Genomic DNA, 26,243 nt, shown 5'->3' on the forward strand with positions numbered 1-26,243 from the left:
CGAGCGCTCCGCTGGCCGCCTGAGGGCAGGTCACCTAATCGTTGCTGTTCAGGAGCATCGCCTGAGCGAGTCGGATGTTCCCGAGCGCGTTGAGCGCGAGCGCGACCGTGCGCAAGAGCTCGCGCTCCTCCTGCTCATCGCGGGTATTCTCGAATCTGGAGTTCGCGTGGTCGAACGTGCGCGCCGCGTACTCAGCCTCGCTGTCGAGCCGTCCGATGCGGTTGCTCAGATCTCCCACGAGCGCCTCCTCATTCATTGGTTGCGAACGTCTACTGACGAACGTCGAGATCACTGGGGCATGCGGTATGTCCTCCCAGCTCACCGACGCCTTTTGGAACCGGATGAACGTCGCCGGTCGTCGCCGGGGGTTTTGAAGAAGCTGGACGTCGGCTCACGCGCGGAAGCCGCGGCACTGGCGCTGACCGCCGGGATCAGCGCGCCAGGCTGAGCCCCGGCCCGGCCCAGCCCGGAAGATTCCGCCTTCAGCAGCAGTGTCGAGCAGGCTGAAGACCTACATTTATGCGAGATTCTTCGCTGCCGAGTACCGGACGTGCCCGTCCGCGTCGAGGCTATCCCGACGTCCTCGGTCTCCAAGCTTGCGATACGGCCCTGCCGGAAACATGGCTGTGTAAAACTTCGCCGCATAGGACGTTATACGGTGCTCGATGACGAGATCGCGACTGCGCTGATCGGATGAACCGGTCGGAACCCGCCGTCATGTCCCAGCGGCCGCGACATCCGTCCAGCCTGATCCCACCGCACCCGCCCCCGGCTAAAACGCCTGTACCACCCGCTGGTACGACCGACCTGATCGCACAGTGGATGAACGACCAGAAACCGACAACCACCACCGCCCGTCCCGAGCACAACGGCGGCTTGCGGTTCGCATTCCACGGCCGTACCTCGACCACTCGCCATCAAGATCATGTGTAGTCACAGGGCTGGCAACGCGACATGGCCCAGCACCTCATCGCCGGCCACGGCCAGATCGTCTACGCCTACTTCGACGTAGGCACCTCACGCCGCGTCCCGTGGCGACAGCGACCACAGGCGGCCCAGCTCATGGCTGAGGCGTTGTCGGCCGGTTCGCTTTCGTCCACCCGGGAACCACGATCGAAATGGTGCGCCAAGTCCTCGACACCACCGTCGAGCCCGTCGGCCGGGATTCGGTTGCCGAGCCCGCGGCGCACGACCGGTGAAGGAATTATGAAGAACTCCGCCGCAGAATGGTGATGTCAGACACAGTTTAGCGAGGCGGTGGTCGAGATGACCGATGAGCCGATTCAGTTGAGCAACCGCGAGTGGTCGATCCTGCGAGCTGTCGCAGCCGGACGCGGCGTCCTCGTCGCCAGCGGCGAGCCCGATCTCCGGGTCGACGGCTGCTGGTGCGATCGCGTCGCGGTGCACAACCTGGTGCAGGCGGGGTTGATCGCCGCGGAGTGGCAGGTGGCGTACGGGCAGCCGACTCCCGCCGTGGCCACCAGGCGGGGAAGGGCTCTGCTCGCCGAGGGCACCGGTTCACGCCTGCACCACGCCGGAACGTCCTGAAGCCGGCGACGAACCGCTTCCGGACGGCCGGGCCACCACGGACCGGCTCATCCCGCGCGTCGAGCCGGTGCGTCGACGGTCGCACCGGACGGCGACGGCACCGGTCCGGTGGCGTCCGGGTACCGGTAGGGCCCGAGGAACCGGAGCACGACCGTGGCGCCGGCCAGCGCGGCCGCCGCCGCCGACAGGGCCGGCCCGTAGCTGCCGAACCCGTCGAACACCAGCCCGAACATGATCGTGCCGAGCGCGCCCCCGAGGGTGAAGACGCCGATTCCGATGCCGAGCACCGCGGTGTAGGCCCGTGCGCCGACGTACCTGCGCACGAGGAACGGCACCAGATCGGCTTCCGCACCGAACGCGAAGCTGCCGGCGAACGCGCAGATCGCGTACACGGCCACCGGTGACGGCGGCAACGCGGCGGCCACCACCAGGCCGGCCGCCGCGATCAGGAACACCACACCCCCGAGCCGCGTGGCGGCTACGCGGTCGAGCAGGGCGCCGGTGACCAGACGGCCGGCGGCGACCCCGATCCCCGCGACGGCGGACGCGCCCGCCGCCGCCTGCGGATCGATGCCCTGATCGATGACGAACGGGACGAAGTGGGCCGCGGCGCCCGCCGTTCCGATCGCAGCGAGAAACACCGCGCCGAGGAGCAGCGGGAGCCGGGGCCAGCGCAGGGCCTCCCGGACAGCGGGCCCGTCCTGGGGGGCCGTCTTCGCGTCGGGCCGCGGTCCGGTTCCCGGCGGGAACCCGAGCAGTGCCGCGACGCCGAGGAACACGACCGCCACCCCGGCGAGCAACAGGTAGGTCGATCGCCAGCCGAGATCGGCCAGGGTGGACCCGATGACGACCTGCAGGAGGGCCGTACCCACCGCGGCACCGCCCATGACGGCACCGAGGGCGAGCCCGAGCCTGCGGTCGAAGAACCGCGGCACTACGGCCAGCAGCACGGCCGGGGTCGTGCCGACGGTCAGCAGGCCGGTGAAAAAGGCCAGGACCGCGAAGTACGCCGGCTCGCCCGGCGCGACGGCGAACGCGACGAACGCGGCCGCCAGGAGCGCACCGGAGAACACGAGCAGCGACCGGGACCCGAACCGGGGCACGAGCCGGCCGGCGAACGGGGAGCCGATCGCGGACCCGATCGTCGCCGAGACGACCACCAGGGACATCTCGGCCCGGCCCCAGCCGAATTCGCCGGTGATCGGCCGGACGAACTGACCGGCCGACGCCAGGAACGTCGTGGTGAACCCGCCGACCAGACCGAGTGCCGCGCCCGTCAGGACGCGCGATCGCGTCGCAGGGGCGGCGGTGCGCTCGCCGGACATCGGTGCTCCTGGGTGTGAGGTGGGTGAGGCGGGATCCACGCCTCCTTCGCGAAAGATACTTGCGTCATCCCGCGGCCGCATCCGGAGACGCGCGGCGGCGGACGGACCACCTCGCGAATTCGCCCACCAGGAACCAGCCGGACAACTTGCGTTGACGTGTGCGCCTTTGTCGAGCAAGTCGGCCCCTTCTCCGCTTACCCCGAACCGCTTCGGCGCAGAAACTGAGGGCTGTGACGGACGACCTCCTGCTGAAACGAGTGCAGCAATCGATCATCGGCGCGGACCTGGTGCTGCCCGGTCCGTACGGTCCGCGCCGGATGGTCTACGCCGACTACACCGCCTCCGGCCGCGCGGTGGGCTTCATCGAAGACTTCATCCGCGAGCGCGTGCTGCCCTGGTACGCCAACACCCACAACGATTCTTCGGCCACCGCCGCTCGGATCACCGGGTGGCGCGAAGAAGCCCGGCGGACGATCCGGGACGCCATCGGCGGTGACGAGGACACCGTGGTGATCTTCACCGGCTCCGGGAGCACCGGGGCCATCGCGAAACTGATCGACATCCTCGGCCTGCGCGTCCCGGCCGTGCTGCAGGACCGCTACCGGCTGGCCGACGCCATCCCGGCACACGAGCGGCCGGTCGTCTTCCTCGGTCCCTTCGAGCACCATTCGAACGAGCTGCCCTGGCGGGAATCCGTCTGTGACGTCGTGACCATCCCGGAAGGCGCGGACGGCGGGGTGTCGCGGCCCGCCCTCCGGGAAGCGCTGATCCGGTACGCCCGGCGGCCGTTGAAGATCGGCTCGTTCTCCGCGGCGTCGAACGTGACCGGCATCCGCGCCGACACCGACGCGATTTCCGCGCTCCTGCACCGACACGACGCGCTGGCGCTGTGGGACTGCGCGGCCGCCGCACCGCACGGTGGGGTCACCATGAACCCCGTCGCCGCCGCGGAACCCCACTCGCACAAGGACGCCGTGTTCCTTTCCCCGCACAAGTTCGTCGGTGGCCCCGGGACGCCGGGCGTCCTGGCCGTCCGCCGGGACCTGCTGCGGAACCGGGTACCGAGCACCCCCGGCGGGGGCACGGTCACCTACGTCAGCTCGGCGGTGCACCACTACCTGCCCGACGCCGCCCATCGTGAAGAAGGCGGGACGCCCGCGATCGTGGAGTCGATCCGCGCGGGCCTGGCCTTCGGCCTGCAGCAGGCCGTCGGCGCCCGGACCGTGCACGAGCGGGAGCAGTCCTTCCTGCGCCGGGCTCTGGCGTCCTGGTCCACCGACCCGAACCTCGAGATCCTCGGGGACACCGGCGCGGACCGGCTCGCGATCGTCTCCCTGGTTTTCCGCGGGTCCGGCGAGCGCCAGCTGCACCACAACTACGTGGTGAAGCTGCTCAACGACCTCTACGGCATCCAGGCCCGTGGGGGCTGCTCCTGCGCCGGCCCGTACGGACACCGGCTGCTCCACATCGACGAAACCCGCTCCCGGCTGCTGCAACGGGAGATCCTGACGGGCCGGGCCGGGATCCGGCCCGGCTGGGTCCGGTTGAGCCTGCATTACACGATGTCCGACGAAGTCGTCGACTACCTGGTCGAGGCGGTCCACCGCGTCGCCGCCGACGGCTGGAAACTCCTCGGTGACTACCGGTTCGACCCGGCTTCCGGGGCGTGGCGGCACCGGCGCGAGACCGGGCTCCGGACCACGCTCGCCGACCTGTGGGACCCGGCCGCCCCTCGGCTGCCCGCCGCCGAAGCCGGCGTCGACGTGCTCCCCCGGCAGCTCGCCGAGGCCGCCCGGATCTTCGCCGCGGCGAAGGTGGCCGACCCGGAACCGGGCCGGGTGGCCGACGGGTTCGACGAGCTGCGCTGGTTCGACCTCCCCGCCGGCTGCCTGCGCTGACCCGGGGGCAGCTGCTCGGCGGCCCCGAGCTCCGGGCCGGCGCGAGCGCGCCCCTGCGGGCGGGAGCTGCCGCAGCGCCGTGAGCTCGGTCCGCGGGCGTCTGCGCGACCGGAAGAACGCCGCCTCCATCTCACCCCGGCCGGAGCTCGCGGCCGCCTTCGGTGTCACGCCGGGCGGCCGGCTTGTGTGCCGGCGCCGGCCCGGCTCACCCCTCGGCGCGGCGGCCGAGCCGGCCCAGCACGCGCTGCAGTTCCTCGGGATCGCCGAGCTTTTCGAGGTCGACGTCCTCGGCCGGAGCGGCGCGGACCTCCGGCCGAGCCACGACCGGGCGGCCCAGGACCGGCGCGCCGTCCCCGGCGGAGGTCCACGCTTCCCGTCGTCCCGCGAGGAAGTCCGCCGGATCGCGGTCCCGCTCCTCGTCGTGGTCCACGGCACCGCCGAACATCGGTCCCGCGTACCCGCCGGCGGAGACGTGGTCCCCGGGCACCCGCGGCGAGCCGGGCACCCCGGACACCATCGGCGGCATCCCCGTGGCGGCGGCGTCGAGGCTTCCGGTAACCGGCTGGAACGCCGGCGAGGCGGGCAGGGCCCCCGGCCCCCGCGGTATCCCGGCAGCGGGATCGGACCCGCCCGGGGCGGGTGAGCCGGGCAGCGGCCCATGCCCCGGCGCGGCCGGGGCCGTGGGGAAGCCCGGGCCCGCGTGGGCCCCGGAAGAGGGGCCGGCCGGTGCGGCCGTGGGTGCGGCTGCCGGCAACACCGGGGCGCTGGGCGCCGGCGCGGAGGCGGCCGGAACCGCAGCTGCACCCGGAACCACCGGAACCCCATGCCCACCCGGCACCGACGCCGAGGCAACCGGAACCGCGGACGCACCCGGAACCACCGGAACCCCATGCCCACCCGGCACCGAGGCGCCGCCCGGAACCGGGTACGCAGCCGGGGCCGACGTTGCGTGCGGGCCCGCACCCGGGTGGCCGGGCTGGACCGCGGACGGTTCAGCCACCGCCTCGACCGTTCTCTCGGACCTGGCCGCCGCTCCGGCGTGCTCGCCCTCGGGAGCGGAATCGGGAGCGGAGGTCGTCGGCACCTCACCCCTCGCCGGCTCCGGCGCGCACCGGGCGGCGTTCTCCTTGCGCTTCGCCGGGCTTTGCCGGATCGCCCCCGTCCACGGCCGTCCCAGCACGGCTGCCGCTTCCGGTTCCGATGGCCGAGGCTCCACGGCCTCTCCCGGCGACGGTGCCCGGCCGAGCACCCCGGACGCTCCGGCGCCCACGGGCGTCACGGCCGGGGCGGACACCGGCTCCACCCCGACGATCCGGCCCTGCGCCGCCGGGTGCGCCAATGCCGCCAACGCCGCCGTCGGCGTGCCGCCCGCCCCGGATGTCCCGGCGCCACCGCCCGGATACCCCGCCGCGGCCGGCTGCGACCCGGGCGCGGCGCCGGCCGGAACTCCACCGGGCGCGGCCACCGGGGCCACGGCGGCCGGGACCCCGGTTCCGGCGTCCGGCACCGGAGCAAGGGTGGCACCCAGGTCCCGGTAGGCGGTCCCCAGGTCGTACAGCACCTGACGAGCCGCCTCGAGGTCGTTCTGCCGGTTCTGCGCCCGCAGGTCCTGCATGCGCCGGCGAGCCTGGGCCAGTGCGTCGCCGGCGCGGCGCAGCACCGCCCCGTAGCCGGGTTCCGCCATGGCCTGCACGACGGCTCCGGTGCGACCGGACACCTGCCGGACCACGTCGTCGAACGCCTCCGCGATCCGGCCGGACCACGCTTCCCACAGGTGGCGGGTCTGGGTGCCGAGGTCGTCCCGGAGGTGCTCGAACCGCGCCATCGCGGTGTCGAACGCCGCGGCGCGCTCGTAGAGGGCGTCCGGGCTCACCTCCTCGACCAGCTGGGCCAGCTGGTCGAACGTCAGGGCCTGCAGGTCGGGGTCGACGACCGGCGGCGGTGGTTCGGGCGCACCCACCGATCAGCCCCGGCCCAGCACGTGGCTGCGCGGCTCGTCGCTGTCCTCGCCGCCCCACGCGCCCTGCTCGGCCTGCATCCAGATCTGCGGCTCCCGTTCCTTCTCGCCCTGGGCACCGCCGCCACCACCCATGCCGCCCATGCCGCCCATGGGGGTCATCGGGGCGCCCCCCGACGCGGGGACCTGCGCGGACGCGGCCGGGGCGACCAGGCCGCCCTGGGTGCCGGCGCCCGGGCCGCCCTGGAACGGCTGGGTGTCGAACTTGCCCGGCGTCGGCCCCTCGCCGGCGGAGCCGACCCCCGCACCGCCGCCGGTGACCGGGCCCGCCGAGGTCGCGGGCAGGCCCGCACCACCCCCGGCGCCGCCGCCGAGGCCGCCCCCGGCACCGCCGCCCAGCCCACCCGGAGGGGCCTTGACCGCGGGTTCACCGGGTTTGAGGAAGTCGTGGAGGGCGGAAGAGCCCTCCGTTTCGCCGACGCCGTCGAGGGCCTTGTTCACCGCGTCCTTCGCCTCGGCGAGGGCCTGCCGCTCGGCGGGGGTGTCGTCGGGCCGGCCCAGCGCGTCGATCGCCTTCGCGGCCTCGTCCTTGGCGTGCTGCACGGCCTGGTCGTGCTCGGGTCCGTTCAGCTGCGGGGCGTCGTTGAGCTGCCCGATCGCCTCGTTCGCCGCATTCTTGGCCGCGTCGAGGGCGTGCCGGCGCTGGTCGTCGCCCGCGCCGAGCCCGTCGATCGCCGCGTCCGCGGCGTTCTTCGCGTCCTGGATCTGCTGGAAGTGCTCCGGCGCGGCGGTTTTGTCGATCGCGTCACCCACCGCGGCCTTGGCGTCCTGGAGCGCCTGACGGCACTCGGGGTCGTCGGTCCGGCCGATGAGGTCGTCGATCGCCTTCTGGGCCGCGTGCTTGGCGTCGAGCAGCTCGGCGCGCTCCGGCGTGCCCGCGGCTCCGGGCCCTTCGGTCGCCGCCGGGTCGCCGCCCAAGCCGTCCAGCGCGGCGGAGGCGGCCTGCTTGGCGTCCGCCAGCGCCTGCTGCCGGGCCGCGGAGTCGCCGGGCCGGGCCAGGTCGTCGATCGCCTTGCCGGCCGCGTCCTTCGCCGCTTCCACCCCCGTCTCGGCCGGGCCGCCGGTCAGCTGCCCGGGCGCGCCCGCCGGGCTCCCGAGCCCGTCGATGGCGTCTTCGGCCGCCTGCTTCGCGTCGTCCAGCGCCTTCTTGCGCTTCGGGTCGTCGGTCTTCCCGGCGAGTCCGTCGATGGCCTTGCCCGCCGCGTTCTTCGCGTCGGTCAGGGCCTGTCCGGCCGTCGGATCGATGCCGCCGACCGCGCCCGGGACCGGCGCCGCCGCCGGGCTGCCGGCCCCCCCGTCGAGCCCGCCCGCCAACGGTGAACCGGTGAGCCCGTCGATCGCGCCCTGCGCCGCCTGCTTGGCGTCCTGCAGCGCCTGCTGCCGGGCCGGGTCGTCCGTCTGCGCCGTCAAGCCGTCGATCGCGGTGCCCGCGGCCTGCTTCGCCCCCGCGAGGGCCTGCTGCTGATCCGGGGTCGTCCCGGTCGAACCGGGCGCGCTCTTCTGCTCCGCCTGCGGGTCACCGGCGGTCGTACCCGGCACGGCGGACTCGACCGACGGCACCGGCATTCCCGCGCCCGGAGCCGTCGTCCCCGGGGCGGCCGGGTTCACCCCGGTGTCGGTGTCCGGAGTGGGCGTGGCCGGCACGGTGTCCGCGCGCTGTGCATCCTGCTCGGAGTCCGCCACCTGCGGCTGCTGCGGCTCCGGTCCCGGCCGCACGAGCCGGCCCGGCTTGGTGTCCGGGTCCTGCCCGGCCCCGATCCGCTGCTGCGCACTGCCCTGCGGCGCCGCGGTCGTGGTGTCGCCGTCGGAGATGTAGAGCGGCACGAGGTCCGCGGCGCGGCTGTTGTACTGCCCGCCGAGCGCCCCCAGCGCGTTCTGCAGGTCCTTCAGCAGGGCCGTGTCCATGTTGGTCGTCATGGTGTCGAGGTCGACGGTGACCTGCGCCGAGATGGTCTCGACCTGCTGGGCCGTCTGCGCCGCGGCGACCTGGTTCTGGGCGTTCGCCACGATCGAGTTGGTCAGCTGCGCGCGCACCGCCTTGGACGCGTCGTGGATCTGCCACCAGCCGTCGGCGAAGGCCTGGATGGCGTGGCCGACGTTGCCCATCGTCGTGCCGAACTGCTTCTTCATCAGGGTGTCGTAGACCTCTTCACTGGTCTTGAGGATCGCGGTGGCGTACTCGCCGAACGCCTCGCCCGCGGCCCCTTCCAGTGCGTCCTTGACGGCCTTGACCTGCTTGGCGAAGTTCTCGTTGACGGTGGCCAGCGCCTGCTCCGCGCTCTTCACGTCCGTTTCGAGGGCGTACCACGCCTCGGCGACGGTGGACCTGCTCGCCCCGGCCTTCGAACCGTCGGCGTTGTACACGAGGTCGCTGACGACGGACTCGATCGAGCCCACTGTGGAGAAAAAGGCCGGGTCGAGCGCGGGCGCGGCCCCGGCGTACTGACCGACCAGCGGAGCACCTGGGGAATCGGACATGAGGAGGATCCTTTTCTGGCCGGCCGGAGGGCTCAGGTGGTGACCGGGGTGGTCAGGTTGTCGTTGTACCCGTCGCCGTCGGTCGGACTGTCGGAATTGGCGCCGGTGTGCGTAGTGTCCGGCGTGTAGTTGTGCTGTTCGCTTTCGGTCTTGCCGTCGAAGGTGTGGACCGCGCCCACGACCGCGCCCTCGAGCTCGGACATCGCCTTGCCGATCGCCTGGGCGTTGTCGCCGTCGGCGTTCTGGAAGTCCGTCGCGATCCCGTTGAGCTTCTTCTCCATTTCGTCGAAGGCGAGCTTGAGGTGCTCGGCGTGCGCGACGATCGCGTTGCGGCGGTCGTCCACGACCCGTTCCAGCCACACCGCGAGCTTGAACTTGCCCGCGTTGGGCCAGTGGTGCTTGAGCGCCTCGAACGCGCTCATGTCGTCCAGGAGACCGCCGATCTTGCCCGCGGCGGTCTTGATGGCTTCGGCATCGAACTTCGTCGACACGGCAACTCCTTGCTTTCCGCGCGAAGGCCGCCGGGGCGGCCGGGGCCGCGGTGTGCCGGGCGGGACGCGCCCGGCACACCGGCGGGTCTAGTGCATTCCCTTGGCACCGCTGGCGTCGGCCTGCTTCATGCGCTCGGCCGCGTCCGTCAGCGACTTGCGCAGGTTGTCGAGGTTCGCCTTGTTCGCCTCGATGTCCGAGCGGAGGTCGTTGGCCAGCTGGTTGTAGGCGTCGGCCGTCGTGCCCTTCCAGTCGACCATGATCCGCTTGACGTCGCCCTCCAGGTCGCTCGCCTGGTTTTCGATCGCGTTGGCCTTGCTGACCATCATCGAGATGCACTCTTCGATGACGGGGTAGTCGTAGGTGATGGTACCGTCGGACATTCGATTCTCCTTGGGGGTTCGGTGTTCGCAGCCGGGCTCAGACGCCGAGGAAGTTGCCGGTCTCCATGGGCACGTTGAGGATGCTCTGCATGGAGTCGGAGTCCATTGCCTCCTGGTTGTTGGCTTCGCGGCGCATGTTCTCGGCCATCGCGTGCATGTGGTCGAGCACCGACTTGCGCACCGATTCCACCCAGCGGTCGGTGGTCGTGCTCAGCGCCCGCGTGGCGGCACTGGGGCTGGCCGCCAGCGTGGCCTCGATCTGCGACTTCAGCGTGTCGAGCTGCTGGCTGATGTTGTCGGCCGTTTCCTCGTGCCGGCTCGCCTGCTGGTTGATGGTCTGTGCGTTGAGCTGAGTGGAATGCGACACTTCGAGTCCTCCTGCGATGAGTGCTACGACTTTGGTGAGCGCTACGTTTCCTGAAGTAGCACGACCACGATTCGAGGGTAATTGCGTCGGCCGGCCGGAAAGCCGTTTCCGCGGCCCGGCGGGCGACGGTAGGGATTCCCCTTACCAATGCGCCGTCACGGCCCGGCCGCCTCCGGCGTGCGGCGGGCGGCGTCCGCCCCGAGCACCGGCCCGGTGGGCAGCAGGTCGAGCAGCGGCATCGGCACCGGGACCGCCGCGGCCGGGGAGTAGCCGAGCGCGGTGACGGTTTCCGCGTCGGCCAGGGGAAACTTCTCCCTCGCTTCGGTGACCAGGTACACCACGCCGCCCGCGGTGCCCGGCGCGGGCAGGTTCCGGGCGAGCACCCCCCGGCCCGCCGGGATCGCGACGAGGTCGGCCGTCGTGCCCGCGCGGTGAATTCCGAGGGGAACCGAGCTCTGCGCGACTTCGTCGCCGGGCAGCAGTTCGGCCACCGGTGGCGGTGCGCCGCCGTCGCCCGGGTCATGGCGGATGCAGGGCTGCCGGTCCGCCGGGGGTGTCACGACCTCCGGCGGCACCGACGGCAGGTCCGGGGCGATCCCGGCCGACGCCGCGATCGGCAGGCCGGTCAGCGCGTCCGGGCCGACCCGCACCGGCTCGATCGCGCCGTCCGGGTAAGCCTGCCGGGTGCTCGGCGCGGCCAGCAGCAGCGCCGCCCCGGTGCGGCTGAGCACGGCCAAGCCGTCCTGGCGCACGAGGTAGTCCTGCTCGGTGCCGATGGCCGGGTTGCGCACCTGATAGACCTGCCCGATCCGGCTCGGCCGCCCCTCGATCACCGGGCCCGGCTGCCCGAGCCCGGCCACGGCCGGCGCGGCGAGGTCGGGGCCCTGCGGCAGCGTGTTCAGCCAGGCCGCGGGCACGGCGAACGGGTGCAGCGCGCCGTAGCCGAGCGCGGCCGCGACCGCGCTGCTCGGCAGCCGGAACCGTTTCCCGCGCGACACGAGGTGGAGCGCCCCGTCCGGCGCCGAGACGAGGAACGCCTGCCCGTCGCCGAGCACGGTGCCCGCGGACTGGCCGAGCAGAAGCGTCACCACTGCCGCCCCGGTCGGTGTCGTGGCACCCTGCAGGCACACCGTCCACGCCATACCGTCCACTTTGTCCGGTGCAGGCAGGGAGTCCGGGGCGCCGGCGATTCCGATCGGCGGGCCGACCGGGGTGCCGGCCAGCGCGTCGGGCGCCACGGCGGTGAGCTTGCCCCCGGACTGCGTCGCCACCAGCCGCGCGGAGGAGTAGTTGAGCACCGGCCGCAGCAGGCCGCCGAGGTAGGCGTAACGGGCTCCGCTGGTCTTGTCCATCACCAGGGCGCCCTCCTGCCGCCAGGAGGAGTCGCCGCCCGAGGGGACGAACATGCCGAAGATGCCGAAGACGCCCATGATCACCGCGGCCAGCACGAAGCCGAGCACGGTACCGGTGGTCATCCGCTTGCTGGGCGACTCCAGCACGTCCGGCTTGCCGTGCGTCACCGCGGCCGCGAGCCGGCCGACCACGAAAAAGTACGCCTGGACCTGGTCCTTGCGTGATTTCATCAGCCCGCCAGGTTTCGCATGAAGGTGTACACGTGCAGCACCTGCAGCAGGATCGGCAGTACCGCGATCGCGGCGATCAGCTCGCCGATCTCCACCGCGCGTCCCCAGTAGGGCCGGAACCGCCGGCCCGGCAGCCGTTCCCCGCCCAGCAGGAGCAGTCCCCCGGCGAGCGCGAGCGGGACGACGACCACGAACCGCGCCGACGGAGGCAGGCCCAGCCCGAGCGCGGTGACCACGACCAGCACGGCGACCGCGGCGGGCACCAGGACCGCCCAGCGCTGCACCACCCCGTTCGGGTGGCGCGAGCGCAGCACCAGGAGCAGCGCGACGACCAGGCCGAGTGTCAGGTGCCAGACGCTTCCGCCGGCGAGCAGCGTCGGCAGCAGGAGCGCTTGCGCGACGCCGAGTCCGATGTGGAGCGCCGTGGCGTAGCCGAACGCCGCGGCCCCGCGCTCGACGACCACCCGGTGCGGCACGGCATCGATGTCCTCGTGCAGTTCTTCGGCCCCGGTGGGCAGCATCGGCAGCGTCAGCCCGGAAAGGCGGAACGCGGCCGTCGGGATGAACAGGCCGAGGACCATCGACAGCACCAGGCCGATCGCGGTGGCCTGGGCCGGATCGGCGGGCGTAACCGAGCCGACGAGCCCGGTGATCAGCGTCACCACGCCGCACAGGACGGCGCCGGTGAACAAGAGGGCGGCGTCGGCGACCAGGATGACCCCGGCCACCAGCGCGAACAGCGCACCCGCCGCCGCTCCGGTGAGGGCCGCCATCGGGCTCGCCGCCGGATCCAGCACCCACACCACCGACCAGCCGGCGACCGCGGCATAGCCGGCGCCGCCGGCGGCCAGGATCACCGCCGTGGCCGGCTTCGCCGCGCCGCGGGCGACGAGCGCGGCCGCCACCAGCAGCGCGAACGCCAGCCCGGCCGAGAGCAGTACCTGCTCGGCACGGGCGGGTCCGGGCAGCAGCACCACACCGCCGAGCAGCAGCGCCGCCACGGCCGCCGCGCGGAACAACCACCGCAGCCGCAGCGGCGTCACCGCACCGGCGTGTTCGCGCACCTGTTCGGCGACCCCGTCGACGAGGTCGTCGTAGTCGATCGCGGCGAGCTGCGCGGCGCGGGGCAGCAGGTGCAGGCTTTCCCCGTCCAGCACGCCCAGTTCGGTCAGGGAACGGTCCTCGTCGAGGGCCGGCTCGCCGATCCGCTGCACCACCCAGCCTTCGTGTTCGGCACCCTGCTCGATCGTCTGCGCGCCGAACTGGGTGAGAACCGCGGGGAGCAGGTCGGCCAGCGGAACCTCCGCCGGCAGCGCCAGATCCCGCGTCCGGTCGCCCAGGACGAACCGTAGCCTCGCCGAGCTCGTTGTGCGATGCTGTGTTTGCTCTTCCATCGAAGCATCAGGCCCTTCCTGCCAGGTCCAGCCCTGAGACCGGCCCCGACCGTAGTGACCGGCGCGCCCCCGCGGTGCCCGGTCGCCCCGGCGGGAGCCGAAAGAGGGGAAGACCACTCACCAACGGGAGAGCCTGTGAGCACCACCCTGTTCGCCCGGCGGGCGCGCCGGCCGAAACCACCCGCACCCGACACCAGCATCGAACTGCAGCCGCCACCCGGGGTGCCCGAAGACACCGGTGGCGGGATCAGTGCCGTGCTGATGTACGCGCCGATGGGCCTCGGGTCCCTGGCCATGGTCATGATGTTCGTCCGGCCCGGCGCCGGCGCGTTCGCCTACGTCGGCGGTGGCCTGATGGTCGTGTCGGCCCTCGGCATGCTCGTGACGCAGATGCTGCGCGGTTCGGTCACGCACAAGCAGAAGCTCAACGGCCATCGGCGCGACTACATCCGCTACCTCGGCCAGCTGCGCAAGCAGGCGCGCGAGGCGCTGAGCGCCCAGCAGAAGGCCGCGCGCTGGATCCACCCGGACCCGGGCGCGCTGTGGTCCACCGCACTGGGCTACCGGCTGTGGGAGCGCCGGCCCGCCCACGACGACTTCGGCGAAGTCCGCCTGGGCCTGGGCACCCAGCGCTCGACCTTCAAGCTGACCCCGCCGGACAGCAAGCCGATCGAAGACCTGGAGCCGCTCACCGCGCACGCCCTGCGCCGGTTCATGCGCGCCTACAGCACCCTGCCGGACGCCCCGATCGCGGTGTACCTGCGCGGCTTCGGCCAGGTCCAGTTCAGCGGGGACGACGAAGCCGTGCTGGGGCTCGTGCGGGCGGTCCTGGGCCAGCTCGCCACCGCCCACGCCCCCGGCGACGTGCGGATCGCGGTGTGCGCCGGCGAATCCCGGATGCCGCGGTGGGACTGGCTGAAGTGGCTGCCCCACAACCAGGACGCCGAAAGCCGGGACGCGGCCGGTGCGCGGCGGCTGGCCGCCGGCGACCTCGCCCAGGCCGAGCTGCTGCTCGGGGGTCCCGCCTTCACCGGGCGGCCGCGGTTCGAAGCGGACACCCCGGTCACCGCGTCGGAACCGTTCGTGGTCCTCGTCCTCGACGGCGTGCCGGTGCCCGCCGACCACCGCATCGCGGACGAGGGCTACCGCAACGCCGTGATCCTCGACGTCTCCGGGTCGCTGCCGTGGCAGAGCCGTCCCGGCGTGCTCTTCCTCGATGTCGACGCGGACGACCTGCGGACCGTGTCGTTCGACCGGGTGGGCAAGCCGGAAACCGCTTCACTGGGCCGCCCCGACCGGCTGAGCGAGACCTCGGCCACCGCGCTGGCCCGGATCATGGCGCGGTTCCGCATCGGCGAGGCCGTCGAGGAGGACGAGCCGCTGGCCGGCGACTACGACCTGGCGTCGCTGCTGGGCATCGGCGACGTGGCGACCTTCGACCCGGTGCGCTACCGCCGCGACCGGATGACGGGCAAACGCCGGCTGCGGGTCCCGATCGGGATCGCCGGCGCGGGCTCCCCGCTGGAACTCGACATCAAGGAAGCGGCCGAAGACGGCATGGGACCGCACGGCCTGTGCGTCGGGGCCACCGGCTCCGGCAAGAGCGAGCTGCTGCGCACCCTGGTCATCGCCATGGCCACCACGCACTCCTCCGAAGACCTCAACTTCGTGCTGGTGGACTTCAAGGGCGGCGCGGCCTTCCTCGGCTTCGACCAGCTGCCGCACACCTCCGCGGTGATCACCAACCTCGCCGAGGAACTCGAACTGGTCGACCGGATGCAGGACGCGCTGACCGGCGAGATGAACCGGCGCCAGGAACACCTGCGCGCGGCCGGGAACTACGCCTCGCGGCGGGACTACGAGGCCGCGCGCGCCCAGGGCGTCCCGCTGGAGCCGATGCCCGCGCTGTTCATCGTGGTCGACGAGTTCAGCGAGATGCTCTCCAGCAAGCCGGAGTTCATCGACGTGTTCGCCATGATCGGCAGGCTCGGCCGCAGTCTCGGCGTCCACCTGCTGCTGGCGTCCCAGCGGCTCGACGAGGGGCGGATCCACAAGGTCGAGACGCACCTGTCCTACCGGATCGGCCTGCGGACGTTCTCGGCGATGGAAAGCCGCAGCGTCATCGGGGTCCCGGACGCCTACGAGTTGCCCAACAGCCCCGGCAACGGGTACCTGCGGCCGGACACGCAGACGCTGGTGCGGTTCAAGGGCGCGTACTCGTCCGGCCCGTACCGGGCGAAGCAGAAGCAGGCCGGAGCCGCGGTTGAGCAGCACATCGTGCCGTTCGGCACCGCCTACGTCGAGCCACCCGCCGCGCCCGCCCCCGAACCGGTGGCCGAAGCGGACGACGCCGATGAGGCCACGCAGACCGTGATCGACGTGCTGATCGCCCGCCTGCGCGGCATCGGCCCACGCGCCCACCAGGTCTGGCTGCCCCCGCTGCGGACGTCGGCGACGCTCGACCAGCTGCTGCCGCCGCTGGTGGACGACCCGGCCTACGGCCCGCGCCCGGTCGGGGACCTCGACACCGCCAGCCTGTCGGTCCCGGTCGGGCTGATCGACCTGCCCGCCCAGCAGCGGCGCGAGCTGCTACTGGCCGACCTGTCGGGCAGCCAGGGCAATGCCGCGGTCGTCGGCGGCCCGCAGAGCGGCAAGAGCACCCTGCTGCGCACGCTGATCTGCGCGCTGGCCCTCACCCACACCGCCGAGCAGGTGCAGTTCTACTGCCTGGACTTCGGCGGCACGCTCTCGGCGCTCGCGGCGATGCCGCACATCGGCAGCATCGCCAACCGGCTCGACCGCGACCGCGTCACCCGCACGGTGCTGGAGGTGACGAACCTGATGGCCCGGCGCGAAGCCCTCTTCGCCGAGCACAACATCGACTCGATGGCCAGCTACCGGCGCGCTCGCGCCCAGGGCAAGTACCACGACCTCGACCCCTACGGCGACGTCTTCCTCGTCGTCGACGGGTGGTACACGATCCGCCAGGACTTCGAAGACGTGGAGGAGAAGTTCACCGAGCTGGCCGCGCGGGGGCTGAGCTTCGGCATCCACCTGGTCATCGCGTCCAACCGGTGGTCGGAGATGCGGCCGTGGCTGCGGGACGTGATCGGCACGCGGTTCGAGCTCAAGCTGGGCGACCCGGTCGACTCGGAGATCAACAGCCGGTTCGCCGCCACGGTGCCGGCCATCCCCGGCCGCGGTATCACCCCCGAGCGGCTGCACTTCCTGGCTGCGCTTCCCCGCATCGACGGGGACTCGCGCACCGACGACCTCGCCGAGGCGACGGTCGAACTCGCCGAAGCGCTGGCCCCGGCCGGGGTGTCCCGCGCCCCGCAGGTCCGCCTGCTGCCGCAGACGCTGTCGGTGCGGGAGCTGCCGGGCCCGCGCGCGCCGTCGCCCGCGGCCGAGCTGCGGATGGCCCTGGGGCTGGAGGACCAGCACCTCGAACCCGAGTGGCACGACTTCGACGCCAGCCCGCACCTGCTGATCTACGGCGACGCCGAAACGGGCAAGACCAACCTGCTCAAGCACATCGCGCGGTCGATCGTGGCGCACCACGGCTCCGACGAAGCCCGCATCATGTTCGGGGACTTCCGCCGCGAGCTGCGCACCTGTGTTCCGGCCGAGTACCAGCTGGAGTACGCCGTGGGGGCCGAGGCCCTCACCAAGTCGATCGCCGGCGCGGCCTCGGTGATCGAAAAGCGCATCCCCGGCCCCGAGATCACGCCCGACCGGCTGCCGCTGCGGGACTGGTGGACCGGAGGGCGGCTCTACATCATCATCGACGACTTCGAGCTGACCGAGTCCAGCGGCAGCGCCGGCCCGCTGCAGTCGCTGATGCCGGTGCTCGCCCAGGCGGCCGACGTCGGGATCCACGTGATCCTGGCCCGCAGCACGGCGGGGGCGTCCCGGTCGATGGGCAATCCGGCGATCCGCCGGATGTGGGAGCTGGGCACGCCCGCACTCCTGCTGTCCTGTCCCAAGACCGAGGGCGCGTTCCTCGGCAACCTCAAGCCGCGGGTCCTGCCTCCGGGCCGCGCGCAGTTCGTCAACCGCCGCCGTTCGGTGCGGCTGGTGCAGACCCCGCTGGTTGACGACGAACCGCAGCCCGCACGCTGAGCCCGCACGCACCCGAGCCGAGGGAGGCACCATGCCGGAGAAGCTGACCGTGGACCTGCACCCGGTGTTCCGGGACGACCGGGCGATGCGGAGCGCGCTCTTCCGCGCGGCCGGTACTCGGGTTCCGCTGCTGGAGATCATCCCGGGCAAGGGTTCCAGCAAGCTGCGGGAGCGGGTACTGGCCACCCTGCGGCAGCCGCACCTGAAGAAGCTGTACCGGCGGGTGGAACTGGCTCCGGGCAACGACGGGAAGGTACTGGTGCACCTGCGGTGACGCTCCCGGGTGCGCCGCAGCTCAGGCGGCCGCGGCGCACCCGGTCAGGACGCGGCGTTCAGCCGGGCGAGGAACGCCTGGGCCTCCCCGGCTTCCTCGCCGTCCAGCTGGACGAAGATGTCCAGCGCGCGCTGGGCGCGTTCCCGGGCGCGGGCGTGGGCGCCGGCGCGGCGTTCCAGTTCCGCGATGCCCAGCAGGGCCAGACCTTCGTGGTAGCGGTCGCCCAGCTTCGCGCACAGCTCCAGGACCGCCTCGTACTCGCCGAGAGCCGTGGTGGTGTCACCGAGGTCGCGGTGCGCGTGCGCCATGCTGACCAGGATGTTGACCTCCGTCAGGCCGGTGTCGCTCGCGCGGGCCGCCCGCAGGCCCGCCGCTCCCGCTTCGAGCGCCCGGCGCGGCTGCCCGGACTCGACGTAGAGTTCGCACAGCGAGTCGAGGCAGGAGGCCGTGCGGAAGTCGCGGCCCACCGCCGTCGCCAGCTCGACCGCCTCCTGGGCGCGGCGGATGCCTTCGTCGTAGCACTTCATCTCCCGCAGTGTCGAGGCCAGGTTCGCCAGCAACGCGATCTGCAGGTCCGGGTCGCGGACCGCGCGGGCCAGCGCGAGCCCGCGCTCGAGGTGGTCGACGGCGAGCCCGTTCTGCCCGATCCGGGAGTAGGCGATGCCGAGCATCATCAGGATGCGCGCCCGTGGCTCCGGGTCGTCGATCTCGCCTGCCGAGGTGAGCCCGGCTTTGAGCAGCTGGATCCACTCGGTGAGCAGGCCTGTCGCGTAGTAGTGGTTGTAGGTGAAGAAGGCCAGCTGCCAGGCGATGGCGTGCTCGCCCAGCTCCGCGGCCCGCTGGATCAGCGGAAGCGTGTTGGGTGCCTCGGCCGCATACCAGGCGTACACCGCTTCGCGGCCGTCGAACACCGGCAGTTCGTACCGGCCGTCGGGCACGCCCGCGGCCACCAGCGGGTGGTCGGGGATGAAGCAGGCGAAGGCCGGCCGGGCGGCCGCCAGGTACCAGCCGAGCAGGGCGCGGGCGGCGGCGGCCCGGTCCTCCGGGCTGTCGTGCCGTTCGGCCAGCTCGGCGGCGTAAACCTGCACGAGGTCGTGGAAACCGTAGCGGTCCCCGTTGCGCTCCAGCAGGTTCTGCTCGTACAGCACGGTGAGCAAGGCGGTCGTTTCGTCGACCGGCCGGTCGAGCAGGGCCGCCGCGGCCGCCACGCCGACGTCCTGTCCGGGCAGCGTGCCCAGGTAGCGGAACGCACGGGCGACTTCGGGGTCGAGTGAGTGGTAGGACCAGGAAAACACCGCCCGCACCGACGACATCTCGTCGTCACCGGCCTCCAGGGCGTCCAGCCGGTCCTGCTCGGCGGTCAGGTTCGCCACCAGGTCCGCCAAGCTCGCACCGGGGTTGACCGAGATCTTCTCCGCGGCGATCCGCACCGCGAGCGGGATGTACCCGCACAAGCGCGCCAGCTCCGCGGCCGCGGCGGGTTCGCCGTCGATCCGCGCCCGCCCCACCGAGGTGCGCAGCAGCTCCAGGGCCTCGGCCTCGGTGAGCACCCCCAGGGTGAGGCGGTGCGCACCGTCGCGCACCACCAGGCCGCTGAGCCGGTTGCGGCTGGTGATCAGCACCAGGCTGTTCGACGGACCCGGCAGCAGCTCGCGTACCTGCTCGGCCGACGCGGCGTTGTCCAGCAGGACGAGGACCCGTTTGCCCGACAGCAGCGTCCGGTAGGTCGCCACCTGCGCGTCGCGGTCCTGCCTGCGGCCGCCCGCGCCCAGTGACCACAGCAGCTGCCCCAGCGCCTCCGGAGCGGACAGCGGCGGGCGGTGCGGGTCGAACCCGCGCAGGTTGAGGTACAGCTGCCCGTCCGGGAAGTCCGCCGCGACCTGCCGCGCGAACCGGACGGCGAGCGACGTCTTGCCGACGCCCCCGAACCCGTCCACCGCGGAGATCACCAGCGCCCGGCTGTCGCGCCCGGCCGGGGCACTCCACTGGGCCAGCTGCTCCAGTTCGCGAGTCCGGCCCACGAACTCCGGCACCCCGTGCGGCAGCTGGGCCGGCACCGGCGCGGCCGCGGGCGCGGCGGGGGCGTCGAGGCCCGGGTCCCCGCGCAGCACCCGCGCCTGCAGATCCGTCAGCTCCGGACCCGGGTCCAGCCCCAGCTCCGCCACGAACAACCGCCGCGCCGCCTCGAACTCCGCCAGCGCATCCGCCCGCCGCCCACTCCGATAGAGCGCCAGCATCAGCAACACCCGCAACCGCTCCCGGAACGGCTCCGCCTGCACCGCATCCGCCAGCTCACCGACCACCTCACGATGCCGGCCCAACCCGAGCAACAGCTCCGCCCGCTCCTCCACCAGCTGGAACCGCAGCTCCGTCAGCCGCACCCGCTCCGCCTCCGCCAACGGCCCCGGCACCCCGAACAACGGCACCCCGCGCCACAGCGCCAGGGCCTCCCCGAGCGCCTCCACGGCGCCGGAGCGATCCCCCGCCGCGGCCAGCTCGCGCGCCCGGCGCGCCCCGGCTTCGGCCGCCGTCACGTCGAGCGCGGCCTGCTCCAGCACCAGGCGGTAACCCGCGCCGGTGCGCACCAGGACGTCGCCGCCGGCCTCCGCCAGCACCCGGCGCAACCCGTGGATGTAGGTGTGCACGCTGCCCTCGACCGACGCCGGGGCCGCATCACCCCACACCCCGTCGACCAGCTCCGCGCGCGAGACCGTCTCCCCGGCCCGCAGCGCGAGGACCGCGAGGACCGCCCGCCGCCGCGGCGGCCCGACGGCGATTTCGCCCTCCCCCACCCGAGCCCGCACTTCGCCCAGCAAGTCGATCCGCAACACCCGCTCAGCACCACCCACGGCGACCCAATCTCCACCCGATCCCCGCGAGGGCACTCAAGAACCGGCGCGGCCGTCACCCGGTCGGCGGTGAGCCGCCGGCGCGCGGCTCTGCACTCTTGATAACGCCGCGTCCGCGTCGGTACGCCGTTTGTTGCCCGAGCTTGGTGGCTTCCTGCCCGAAATGCTGGAAACCCGCGACGAGCCGCCGCGGACGCTCACTCAGGCCTGCCGGCGCAGCGTGGCCACCACCTGGGGCAACCGCGCTGCCGGCCCTTGAGGGATCGAGACGGCCCCGGGCTGCCCTCAGCCCTGCCCGCGCAGCTCGGCCAGCAGGTCCGGGCCCGGGACGTGCCCGGCCGCCCCGACCGCCTGCACCGTGTCCACCAGCCGGCCGCTCGAGGCCGCGACCCGAGGCAGCACCGCGCGCACCCGGCAGCGGGCCAGGACGTTGAGGTCAGCCTTCTCGATGCGGTTGGCCACCAGCACGGCGGGCGCGTCGAAGCGCCGCGCCGACGTGCGCAGTGCCTCCACGAACGCGCGGTCCACCCGCTCGGTCGCGTGCACGCAGACGTCGACGGCCGGGTGGGCCGGGCCCCGGTCCCCGACCACCAGGAGGCCGGGGGCCTGACGGAGGCAGGCGCTCAGCCCGGTCAGGGTGAGCGGCTCGACGGCGTTCGGCAGCACCCGCACCCGCCGTGCGGGGGCCGCCGCCCCGTTCGGTTCGTCCGGGGCCGCCGCCGAGCGCCGGATCCGCCGGTCGAGGACGGACCAGCGGTCCAGCAGCAGGTCGCTCCAGAGCTGGTGCAGCCACAGCCGCCCGGGCTCCGCCGGCGAGCGGTGCCGCCGGATGTAGCGCCGGACGTCGAGGAGCTCGGCCTCCAGGCTCCGCAGTTCCCCGGCTCCCTCCACGGCCGTGCGCACGTGCCCCACCTCGTCCCCCGTTACTCGTCGATCCAGGCGTGCTTGCGGGCCGGCGCCGGGCAGCTCGGCCGCACGGCGACGAGCTGCTCCACGGTCGGCGGCGGCACGTCCGCCGGGACGGCTCCGCCGGACCGGAGCACCTTGCCCGTGACCACGGCGAACCTTCCCCTCCCCACCGGTGCGAACACCACGGCCGGGGCCGCGGCGAACAGTCGAAAGCCCGATGCTAGCCGCGGCGGGGAACCGCCAACCAGGCCGCAGCGCGAAGGGGCACTCGATGCTGTCCGAACGCCCCCGGATCCGGCCATCCGTCCTAACCGGACTCACCCACCCGGTCGGCGGCGGGTTCCCACGGGACGATCCGCAGCCCGGAGACGTCGTGCTCACCCGGCCCGTGGAGTTCGGCGACCCGGGCCTCGTCCATCGCCAGCGTCTCGCGCAGGAAGTCGCCGGTCAGCCGCACCGCGGCCGGGCCGCCCGGGTTGAACAGCACGTCGACGCCTTCGGCGAGCAGCCCGGTGAGCTCCCCGAGGTCGACGCGCCGCCACCCCGGCGAGGCGACCCGCCGCCGGTGCGGCTCGCCGGTGGCCACGACGATGCACGGGACGTCGTCCGGCGACCGGGTGACCAGCGGGCGACCGTCGCCGTTCATCGCGACGTCGACGAGCGTCTCCCGCACCACGAGCTGGATGTGCGAGGCCTCGGCGCGTCCCTGCAGGACCAGCCGCAGCACCGCGTCCAGCGGGTCCGACGGCGAGTGCTCGTCGGCCGGCATGTACTCCGGGTTGGCCCGGAACTTGCCCAGCCGGCCGTCCTCGGCCACCGGCCACAGCCCGACGACGGCTTCGACCGGCGGCGCGGCGTCTTCGGTGGCCGGGCTCCAGGCCGGGTCCATCAGCAGGAACCAGTTCTCCAGCGGTCCGTCCGCCGGTGCCTCGTTCGGTTCGGTCGTGGTGGCCATGACGGCCCCTTTCTCATTCGGTTTCCGGTTCGAGGGCGGCGAACGCGCGCCGGATCTCCCCGGGATCGCCCGTGGCCAGCGCTTGCTCGCCCAGTTCGTGCACGGGCAGGTCGGCCGACACCACGACGTCGGCGGGCGGCGGGCCGCCCGGCACGTCGGCGAAGGTCCGGGCGGTGATCTCGACCGGGGCCGGCGCCGGGACCGGCAGGCCGAGCCCGGCCAGCCGCGCGCTCTGCGCCGCGAATTCCGCGCGGAAGACGCCGGCGACCTCGTCCGCCCGCTCCCGTCCCCGCTCGGTGGTGTCGCCGAAGCCGGCGATCCGCACCGACGGCGCCGGGGCGCCGAGGCGGGCCCGCCACGCGGCCGCCCGGGCCACCCGGCGGGCCGCCCGGCGCACCTCGGTGGGGTCGGCACCGTCCGCCCGCTCGATCCGGCTCGCGGCCAGATCGCTCAGCGGGATGGGCTCGGGGGGCGTGGCGGCCGGCTCGAGCACCTCGCGCAGGTGTCCGCCGTCCTCGACGTACCGGGTCCCGTCGGCGTCCAGGGCGGCGTAGCCGTCCGGCGCCACCACCCGCAGCGGCCGGCCCTGATCCCACGCCTGTTTCAGGAGGAAGGCGGAGCTGGGGCGGCCCGGCCCGGGACGGACGTCGGCCAGGCAGCTGAGCAGCGTCAGCTCGACGGGCCCGGCCGGCCCGGCGCGCCGGAAGGCCGCACTGCCGAACAGGGCGGCCGCGCTCGGCGCCCCGGCCAGCGTCACGCGGTCGCCCAGCCGGTGCGGAGAGCCGGCGAGCAGCCGGAAGTGGAAGCCCTGGCCCGCGGTGCCGTGCAGCACCGCGTTCCACGACCGGCTCGCGTCGGGCCGCACGGGCGCGAGGTAGGGCCGCCACACCTCGCGGTGACCGCCCTCGCCGTCCGGCTCGGTCGTGCCGGAGTAGTAGATCCGGCTCTGCGCGGTCGTGTCGTTCACCGCGCCCACCGCCATCAGGGCGCGGTCGAAGTCCCCGGCCGGGAAGTACTGGCCCCGCGTGCCCAGCTTCGCGTTCGCCCGTTCGTAGGCAGCCAGGTGCCACGGCTGCGGCACGGCCGGCACCGTCCGCTCGAACCCGCCGCCGGCCAGGCCGAGCACGCCGTCGGGCCGGAACTCCAGCGCGCCCAGCGGGCCGTAGAAGGTCCGGGAGTAGCCGGCGGTGACGAACTCGCCGGCGAACCCGGCCAGATCCGTCGCCGGACCGCCGAGACTGGCCAGCACGATGCCGATCTCCTCGCCTTCCGCGCCCGCCACCGCGCCTTCACCGCCGAGCATCTCACGCAGCTCCCGGCCGTCCCGCAAGGACTGGCCCAGCACGCGCGCCGGCAGGTCCAGCTCCCGGCCGTCCCGGCGAAGCGCGCGGTAGCCGGTCTCGCTCCGGTGCGCGAACAGCAGCACCGGACGCCGGGACCAGGGCGGGAGCGCCCAGGTCCCCTCCCCGGTGAGGAACGCGGTGAGGGCACCGGTGTCCTTCGCCGCCCACCGGCGGACTCGCGCGAGCACGTCGCCGTCCCCGGGGAACCGGACGAACTCGCCGATCGGCTGCCCCGCCGGGCCGGTGATCACGGTGGTCTGCAGGTCACCCGCCCGCGGCACCGACACCAGGGTCAGTGTGCCGTCCGCGGCCCGCACGTGGACGTCGTTGAAGAAGCCCGCCGCGCGCAGCGCGCCGGCGAAGTCGAAGCCGAGCCCGCCGGTGCCCACCCGCACGGCACCGGCCGCGGTGGCGAGCACGACGGGCCGCTCGCGGGCGAGCTGCTGCCGGAACCCGGGATCACGCAGCAGCAACTCGCCCAGTGCGGTGCCGCCCAGGTCGGTGCGCACGCCGTTCGCCAGCTCGATCCGGGCGGAGGTCTCCGTCCCCGGCACCGCCACGACGAGGGATTCCCCTTCCCCGACGGGCTCCTCCGCGGTCCCGGCGAAGACGATGCGAGCACCGTCCCGGTCGTAGCGGACGTCGGCCGGGGCCAGGGCCGGCCCCGCCCCGAACGGGTGGTCGACGACGAGGACGCCGTCCTCGCGCAGGCTCAGCGGTCCGGCGTAGTGGTACGAGACCCACGGGCCGGTCAAGGCGGCCAGCCTCGCCAGGAAGGCCTCGTTGAGCGAGTTGTCCCCCGGCGCGACGTCGTCGGCGTAGGTGACCACGGCCAGCGGCGGACGCACCGGGCCGGCGGTCAGCCGCCGGAAGGGCGCACTCGCGGCCACGCGCTCGGCCAGTTCGCCGGGCGTCAGCATGGCTTGCCGGCCGTCCCGCAACCGCGCGAAGTACCGGCCGCCGGCGGCGCTCAGCAGCAGGCGCACCGGGTTCGGGCCGTCGGCCCAGTCCGCGGTCACCTCCACGGTGGTGACCTCCCCGGTGGCGCCGGTGCGGTTGAGCCCGAACAGGCGGTCGCTCTGCTCGGTCGTCCACTTGAAGGTGCCAGCGAGGTAGTCCGCCTGCTCGTCGCCGTCGGACACGGTCAGCACCGTCTCCCGGCCCTCCGCGTTGCGGGTGGCCAACCAGCGCACGTCGTCCGCCGCGACTTCGTGCGCGGGTACCGGCGCCGGAGCCGGGGTGACCGGCGGCGGCGTGCCGGGTGCGGCGGGCGCAGGGTCGCCGGCCAGGGTGAGCAGCGGCGCGCGGGACGGACCGGCGCCGAAACCGGATCGCACCGGCGGCGCCGGGGGTTCGTACCGGCTCAGCCAGGCGAGCGCCGTCCCGAGGTCGGTCAGTCCCGTGTAGACGGCCGGCCCGCCCTCGGACAGCTCGATCCATTCCGAGCCGGCTTCGACGCGGCCGTCCCCGGTGATCCGCACCGGCCCGCCGGTCACCACGACCGGCACCCTGGTTTCGGCCACCACGGCCGGACCAAGCCGGGCCGCCCCGCCCGAGACCGCCAGCACCAGGCGCGGGGCGACGTTGTCCGGCGCCGCATCGGCGGCGTTGGTCAGCACCTCACGGGTCGCCAGCACCTTCGCGAACGCGGCGAACGGAACCGGGTCGGCCGACCACAGCTCGACGGTGTCCTGTCCGGGCGTCACCGTCGCGGCGACGATCTCCACCCCGTCGTGGACCGGCAGGCTCCCGACCGTGCGCAGGGCGTCGCGCACGCTGTCGCCCCGCACCGGGTACAGCCATCCGCGCGCCCCGGCGCCGATGACCACCTGCGCCCGCAGGTGGTGGTCGTTGTCGCCTTGCGGCCCCCAGGGGCCGGTCCAGGCGTAGAGCTGCACCGCGAGCTCCTGCGCCGCCGGGCTCAGCGGCAGCAGCTCCAGGAAGTCCAGCAGCAGGCCGAGCCGCGCCTCCCGCGTCGCGGCCACCGGCCCGTGCCCGATCAGCCGGGGGTCGGCCATGAGCTCGTCGAGGCGGCGGTGCAGCGACGGATCGTTCGCCGCCAGTACCATCGCCGCCGAGATTTCGGCGCGCACCTGCCACACCGAGGCGTCCAGGCTGCCGGCCCAGAACCGGAACTCCAGCCAGTCGCCGTCGTCGCCGTCCACGTGCTGGAAGTTGATCGCGTCGGACCTGTCGGTGCTGAGGGCCTGGACTTCGTCGATCGAGGTGATCGTCTCGGGGTCCGGCGGGAGCGGGTTGGGCCCGACCATCCACAGCTTCCGCTGCAGCGGGGTGGTGCCGTGGTGGTT

At 73.4% G+C, this 26,243-nt stretch carries 17 protein-coding genes; 4 read left to right on the forward strand and 13 right to left on the reverse strand.

Features of this window, described 5'->3' with window-relative positions; translation table 11 throughout:
- Positions 1–34: 34 nt before the first annotated feature.
- Positions 35–238, reverse strand: a complete 204-nt coding sequence (locus HUT10_RS09555; protein ID WP_176170849.1) for a hypothetical protein — start codon at positions 236–238, stop codon at positions 35–37.
- A 1,028-nt stretch (positions 239–1,266) separates the two neighbouring features.
- Here HUT10_RS09555 and HUT10_RS09560 point away from each other — a divergent pair.
- Positions 1,267–1,548 (forward strand): hypothetical protein, encoded by a 282-nt coding sequence (locus tag HUT10_RS09560; protein WP_176170850.1) that lies wholly within the window; start codon positions 1,267–1,269, stop codon positions 1,546–1,548.
- 47 nt (positions 1,549–1,595) lie between these two features.
- On the opposite strand, the gene HUT10_RS09565 is transcribed toward HUT10_RS09560, so the two are convergent.
- Positions 1,596–2,873 carry an MFS transporter gene (locus HUT10_RS09565; RefSeq protein WP_176170851.1) on the reverse strand — a complete coding sequence of 426 codons (1,278 nt, stop codon included), beginning with the start codon at positions 2,871–2,873 and terminating at the stop codon, positions 1,596–1,598.
- Positions 2,874–3,103: 230 nt separating this feature from the next.
- On the opposite strand from HUT10_RS09565, the gene HUT10_RS09570 reads away from it, so the two are divergent.
- Positions 3,104–4,771 carry an aminotransferase class V-fold PLP-dependent enzyme gene (locus HUT10_RS09570; protein WP_217709575.1) on the forward strand — a complete coding sequence of 556 codons (1,668 nt, stop codon included), beginning with the start codon at positions 3,104–3,106 and terminating at the stop codon, positions 4,769–4,771.
- Between the two features lie 205 nt (positions 4,772–4,976).
- On the opposite strand, the gene HUT10_RS09575 is transcribed toward HUT10_RS09570, so the two are convergent.
- The 7 genes from HUT10_RS09575 to eccD form a co-directional block, all read right to left on the reverse strand.
- Positions 4,977–6,731 (reverse strand): WXG100 family type VII secretion target, encoded by a 1,755-nt coding sequence (locus tag HUT10_RS09575; RefSeq protein WP_176170852.1) that lies wholly within the window; start codon positions 6,729–6,731, stop codon positions 4,977–4,979.
- Between the two features lie 3 nt (positions 6,732–6,734).
- The gene (locus HUT10_RS09580) at positions 6,735–9,266 is read right to left on the reverse strand and encodes a large repetitive protein (RefSeq protein ID WP_176170853.1); all 2,532 of its coding nucleotides are present in this window, start codon (positions 9,264–9,266) and stop codon (positions 6,735–6,737) included.
- Between the two features lie 32 nt (positions 9,267–9,298).
- A complete protein-coding gene (locus HUT10_RS09585; protein WP_176170854.1) occupies positions 9,299–9,757 on the reverse strand; it encodes a hypothetical protein in 459 nt (152 codons plus the stop codon).
- An 87-nt stretch (positions 9,758–9,844) separates the two neighbouring features.
- Entirely contained in the window at positions 9,845–10,138 is a 294-nt protein-coding gene (locus HUT10_RS09590) for a WXG100 family type VII secretion target (protein WP_176170855.1), read from the reverse strand.
- 37 nt (positions 10,139–10,175) lie between these two features.
- A complete protein-coding gene (locus HUT10_RS09595; protein ID WP_176170856.1) occupies positions 10,176–10,505 on the reverse strand; it encodes a hypothetical protein in 330 nt (109 codons plus the stop codon).
- Positions 10,506–10,660: 155 nt separating this feature from the next.
- Positions 10,661–12,088, reverse strand: a complete 1,428-nt coding sequence (gene eccB, locus HUT10_RS09600) for a type VII secretion protein EccB (protein ID WP_176170857.1) — start codon at positions 12,086–12,088, stop codon at positions 10,661–10,663.
- Complete coding sequence (gene eccD / locus HUT10_RS09605; RefSeq protein ID WP_176170858.1) at positions 12,088–13,482, reverse strand: type VII secretion integral membrane protein EccD; 1,395 nt, start codon at positions 13,480–13,482, stop codon at positions 12,088–12,090. Before eccD ends, eccB begins: the two co-directional genes overlap by 1 nt.
- 135 nt (positions 13,483–13,617) lie before the next feature.
- Here eccD and eccCa point away from each other — a divergent pair, with 135 nt between their 5' ends.
- The gene (gene eccCa / locus HUT10_RS09610) at positions 13,618–17,604 is read left to right on the forward strand and encodes a type VII secretion protein EccCa (protein WP_176170859.1); all 3,987 of its coding nucleotides are present in this window, start codon (positions 13,618–13,620) and stop codon (positions 17,602–17,604) included.
- Positions 17,605–17,635: 31 nt separating this feature from the next.
- Positions 17,636–17,878, forward strand: coding sequence for a Smr/MutS family protein (locus HUT10_RS09615; protein ID WP_176170860.1), 243 nt, complete (start codon positions 17,636–17,638; stop codon positions 17,876–17,878).
- Between the two features lie 44 nt (positions 17,879–17,922).
- Here HUT10_RS09615 and HUT10_RS09620 read toward each other — a convergent pair whose 3' ends face one another.
- From HUT10_RS09620 to HUT10_RS09630, 4 genes are all read right to left on the reverse strand, one after another.
- Positions 17,923–20,709 (reverse strand): BTAD domain-containing putative transcriptional regulator, encoded by a 2,787-nt coding sequence (locus HUT10_RS09620; RefSeq protein ID WP_254896785.1) that lies wholly within the window; start codon positions 20,707–20,709, stop codon positions 17,923–17,925.
- A 303-nt stretch (positions 20,710–21,012) separates the two neighbouring features.
- Positions 21,013–21,630, reverse strand: coding sequence for a hypothetical protein (locus HUT10_RS09625; RefSeq protein WP_176170862.1), 618 nt, complete (start codon positions 21,628–21,630; stop codon positions 21,013–21,015).
- A gap of 20 nt (positions 21,631–21,650) precedes the next feature.
- Positions 21,651–21,785 carry a hypothetical protein gene (locus HUT10_RS51815; protein ID WP_303246955.1) on the reverse strand — a complete coding sequence of 45 codons (135 nt, stop codon included), beginning with the start codon at positions 21,783–21,785 and terminating at the stop codon, positions 21,651–21,653.
- Between the two features lie 158 nt (positions 21,786–21,943).
- Positions 21,944–22,591 (reverse strand): type VII secretion system-associated protein, encoded by a 648-nt coding sequence (locus HUT10_RS09630; protein WP_176170863.1) that lies wholly within the window; start codon positions 22,589–22,591, stop codon positions 21,944–21,946.
- Between the last annotated feature and the right edge of the window lie 3,652 nt (positions 22,592–26,243).

The sequence above is a fragment of the Amycolatopsis sp. Hca4 genome (assembly GCF_013364075.1).
Classification (GTDB): Bacteria; Actinomycetota; Actinomycetes; order Mycobacteriales; family Pseudonocardiaceae; genus Amycolatopsis.

Bases quoted from the DNA above. Each gene is read 5' to 3' on its own strand.
- HUT10_RS09560 (WP_176170850.1), top strand. From the start codon at position 1,267: ATGACCGATGAGCCGATTCAGTTGAGCAACCGCGAGTGGTCGATCCTG.
- HUT10_RS09565 (WP_176170851.1), bottom strand. From the start codon at position 2,873: ATGTCCGGCGAGCGCACCGCCGCCCCTGCGACGCGATCGCGCGTCCTG.
- HUT10_RS09580 (WP_176170853.1), bottom strand. From the start codon at position 9,266: ATGTCCGATTCCCCAGGTGCTCCGCTGGTCGGTCAGTACGCCGGGGCC.
- HUT10_RS09590 (WP_176170855.1), bottom strand. From the start codon at position 10,138: ATGTCCGACGGTACCATCACCTACGACTACCCCGTCATCGAAGAGTGC.
- eccB (WP_176170857.1), bottom strand. From the start codon at position 12,088: ATGAAATCACGCAAGGACCAGGTCCAGGCGTACTTTTTCGTGGTCGGC.
- eccD (WP_176170858.1), bottom strand. From the start codon at position 13,482: ATGGAAGAGCAAACACAGCATCGCACAACGAGCTCGGCGAGGCTACGG.
- HUT10_RS09615 (WP_176170860.1), top strand. From the start codon at position 17,636: ATGCCGGAGAAGCTGACCGTGGACCTGCACCCGGTGTTCCGGGACGAC.
- HUT10_RS09630 (WP_176170863.1), bottom strand. From the start codon at position 22,591: ATGGCCACCACGACCGAACCGAACGAGGCACCGGCGGACGGACCGCTG.